This is a genomic window from Bacteroides sp. 2_2_4 (assembly GCF_000157055.1).
Taxonomy (GTDB): domain Bacteria; phylum Bacteroidota; class Bacteroidia; order Bacteroidales; family Bacteroidaceae; genus Bacteroides; species Bacteroides ovatus.
The window spans coordinates 1-3,817 of sequence record NZ_EQ973384.1 but is presented as its reverse complement, the minus strand read 5'-3'; the positions used below and the strand labels follow the sequence as shown (position 1 = coordinate 3,817).

Below are 3,817 nucleotides of genomic sequence, written 5' to 3'. Positions count from 1 at the left end.
ATCATTTATGTCTGACATAGAATTATGTTGGGCATTAGTCTAAACAATTAATAATCAATCGTTCTTTGACATTTTGCACAACATAATTCTATCTTTGGAGGAATTAGAGGCTATCTAAGAATGTAATTAACTCCTTATCCTCAGACCATTTTCGTGATGGTGTATCGGAAACGGACTGCTCACATTTTTTGAGAGCTTCTAATTTCCTTTCCATACTAATTTCGGCGTAGATGTTAGTTGTATCAATCGAGCTATGTCCCATCCAATTTCTAACCATATCAATATCCGCTCCAGAATTAAGTAGATGAGTGGCGGTTGTATGGCGTATAACATGAGGAGATGGGCGTTTATTTGCAAGAGAAGGATGATTTAAGATTACATCTTGTGAGTATTTCTTTATCATTTCATAAATACAGAATCGGCTCATAGGCTGATTGTATCGGTTAAGAAAAAGGTAATCGTTAGGCAACTTGTTGTCTATAAATGGTTTGAGTAAATCCCAGAAATCCTCCCATAGAGGACATATTCTCTCTTTACGTCCCTTGCCATGTAATGTCACCATTGGCATTCCACGTTTTGGTGGCATCGCAACATCCTTCACTTTAACACCTATAACTTCAGACACTCGGGCGCCAGTATTATACATGAATAGGATAATGACATGATCTCGACTTCTTATCCCTTGATATTTGCATGTTTTCAAAGGTGCATCAGCCAAGGCTTCGATCTCAGATTTGTCCATATAGGTTATCATGCGTTTTTCCGTTTTCTTTGAAGGGATAAGACTGACATGGTGACACCAATCTATATGTTCAGGAGATTTCCACGCCAGAAACTTTGCGAAAGCCTTTATTGCAGCTAAACGATTGTTTCTTGAAGAAACGGAAACTTTTCTCTCAATTTCCAGATAATCAAGAAATTTTGTAATAACGTCAGTCGTAATATCCGAGATTTTGAGATTGTCTATTGCAATACTTATTAATGTAGAAACATACGATACCAACATACGGAATGTATCACGATAACTCATTTGAGTGTTGCGACTAAGGTTTCTAGTGACAATTAAGTACTCTATGAGGAATGGTCTTAGCCAATAGCCAAGATATTCTGTTTCAGTATTTTTTCTATTCTTCATTGTTCGTGTTTTTATAAGCATAAAACAATTTGTTTGCTTCCTGCAACAAAGTTGGCGTCTTTGTTAGATAGACGGAAGTGAAGGACACGTTAAGATGTCCCAAATAGGTGGATAACTTTGGCAGTAAATCCTGGACGTTCTTTCCTGATTTATACCAGTTAGTAAGGACGTTGACCGCAAAAGTATGGCGAAGATCATGGATTCTGGGCTGATGACGTCCTCGATCAGGGAAATATAGACCTGCATTCTTACGAATGGTCGTAAATATCTGATGTAAAGATACAAAATTAACAGGTTTTCCCTTCAGATTAATGAACACATATGCATCCTCTACCATTGGGTACATTTGAGTACTTCGCCATTGTAATATCTCTTGCATCAATTTTGATACTTGTTCGTTGAAAGTAACCAAGCGAGACTTGTAGAACTTACTGCAATGTATATGCACGTACATTTTCTCCAAGTCAATATCCTTTATTTTTATAGATAAGGTCTCGCTTATTCGGAGTCCAAGCATATACGTAATCATCAAGATATACCGTATACATATAGGCTCATTGACTAGAGGACCACGTTTGCGATATGTACGTGCACCATCAAACAGTCTCTTCAGTTCGTCATCCGTATATATGTAAGCGGGATAATACTCTGGAGCTTTAGGCAGAAAAACGGGAACAGGTATGTTTTGAATGAGTCCTCTAGAAAAAGCCCACTCAAAAAGTTTTTTCAGGATGCAGTGCTGAGAGTGCCAATATCTGGTTACAACATCGCCTTTTCTATAGAGGAAAGCATTGCAGTCATTTTCTGTTATTGAAGAAATTTCTGTAGTTTCTCCCATAAAATTGGCAAATAATCTCAAGGTGTATGTTTTACTCTCATCCTTACGACCAATAGACCTACGAAAGTTGATAAATGATTCAACGGCTTCTTTTATATTCATATAAATTCTCCCAGTTAATATTTGATACGTCTCTCAGTGAATTAAGATCAACCTTTGCATATACTCTTGTTGCTTCCATACTTTTGTGACCCAGTAAATCACCGACATCCTTTAAGGTTTGTCCTTCGTTTATCAAGAAAGTTGCATGGCTATGACGTAAGCTATGAGGTCCTTTATGCTTGATATTTATTCCACTGTATTTCAAATACCTGTATACAACGGAAGCTATGGCATTACAAGAGATAGGTCGTATTGGTGCAGGGGCACAAAAGAACAGACTATCACTATCAACTTCATTAGGTCTGCCATTTTTCAAGTAGTCAATGATCGCCTCTCCCACATTATGAAGAAGTGGCAATATTTGTGGACGGCAATTCTTAGCACGCTTAATATAAATTTGCTCTTTACGCCAATCAATGTCGCTTAACTTCAGATTAGCGACCTCACTACATCGTAAACCATACATTGCAAGCAACATAAAAATAGCATAGTCGCGCGATGCGGATTTACCAGTTTGTTCTTTGACTGTTTGTAACAGTTTTTGAACTTTATCCCACGGCAAGAAAGAAGGGAGATTTTCTTCACTATATACTTTGGGAGTGATTAACGCCTTATCTAGGTCGGCAATACACCACCCCTTTTCGACTGCATAACGAAGATATACACGAATACAACACAGGTACTCTTTCAGCGTGTTACGTTGAACCTGGTTAATTGTGTAGTATTCAATGTATTTATCTATATCTTCCAATGTTAAAGGGTGTTCCTGATTTTCCTTTTCTATTATCTTGTAAAAGTAGGTGAGTATATATCTCCTTCCCTTAATATAGGCATGAGAATATCTCCTGTATGCCAAGTGATTAAGGTATTCATTTATGCGTATATCTGATATTGAAGGAGAACCTGATTCTGGTAGCATATGTAGCTCTTTAAGCCACATATTTGCAAAATAGATGAAGAAACTGTAATTAGACTTGGTGCCTTTCTTCTTGTGAGAACCTTTGTCTTCCAGGTTTTGCCATTTTTTCGCTGCATTTGAGATTTCCTCATTGGTGACAATACGGAAGGTCTTTAAATCAAGATACTCTATTAGATGAAGTTGATACTGTGCATAAAGCTGAAGTGTCTGTCTTTTAAAACCTTTTGATTTGCAATCCATCAAGAAAGACATTCTCTCTTTATAAAAGGGAGCGGCAATCAGTCTGACTCTGTGCCATTTGCGCTCGGCGAGATAATTGACGATGTCGTCTTGGTAACGAGAATCTAAAAGACCTACGTATAGTAAGAAATCAACAGCCATCTCAATGAATTTGATTCTTGAGGAAGGGCAATCATGACGTTTCCGAGAATGATAATGATCAGGAATGGGTGAAGACCATTGACGTGCAGCTTCAACGACATCATCAAGTGACACAATTCTCTTTTCGCCATCATGAAGATTGAAATATTGGATAAACTTGAGCGAATACCCAGCCCACCCCATTAGTGTTAGCCGGGACAATCCTTCCTTACTTTTCATAGTTAAAAAGGATTCTCGCTCCTTTAATAATGGTGCAGCCAAATGTTTTTTAAGGAATGGCTTGCGGATAATTATTTGTTCTAACATGCTCGTAAAAATTATATGAGTAGTACTATATAATATAACGAGCAGCAATAATTATGTTGTGCAAAAATTAATAAGAACCTAAAACATAAGTAAATATGAAAGAAACTGACATAAATAAATGGACAACATTAATGAT

3 protein-coding genes are annotated in these 3,817 nt (G+C 37.2%); all 3 read right to left on the bottom strand.

The window, feature by feature from the left end:
• Positions 1-103: 103 nt before the first annotated feature.
• Genes BSCG_RS00220 through BSCG_RS0128245 form a run of 3 tightly spaced genes read right to left on the bottom strand, consistent with a single transcriptional unit; the run spans position 104 to position 3,681 of the window.
• Entirely contained in the window at positions 104-1,135 is a 1,032-nt protein-coding gene (locus BSCG_RS00220; protein ID WP_008777651.1) for a tyrosine-type recombinase/integrase, read from the bottom strand.
• Positions 1,125-2,075 (bottom strand): tyrosine-type recombinase/integrase, encoded by a 951-nt coding sequence (locus tag BSCG_RS00225; protein ID WP_008777650.1) that lies wholly within the window; start codon positions 2,073-2,075, stop codon positions 1,125-1,127. Before BSCG_RS00225 ends, BSCG_RS00220 begins: the two co-directional genes overlap by 11 nt.
• On the bottom strand, positions 2,053-3,681 hold the full coding sequence (locus tag BSCG_RS0128245) for a site-specific integrase (protein WP_032849920.1): 1,629 nt from the start codon (positions 3,679-3,681) through the stop codon (positions 2,053-2,055). The genes BSCG_RS00225 and BSCG_RS0128245 overlap by 23 nt, the downstream gene beginning before the upstream one ends.
• Positions 3,682-3,817 lie beyond the last annotated feature (136 nt).

What these genes read in the sequence shown, in the direction of transcription:
- BSCG_RS00220 (WP_008777651.1), bottom strand. Translation starts at nt 1,135, where the DNA reads ATGAAGAATAGAAAAAATACTGAAACAGAATATCTTGGCTATTGGCTA.
- BSCG_RS00225 (WP_008777650.1), bottom strand. Translation starts at nt 2,075, where the DNA reads ATGAATATAAAAGAAGCCGTTGAATCATTTATCAACTTTCGTAGGTCT.
- BSCG_RS0128245 (WP_032849920.1), bottom strand. Translation starts at nt 3,681, where the DNA reads ATGTTAGAACAAATAATTATCCGCAAGCCATTCCTTAAAAAACATTTG.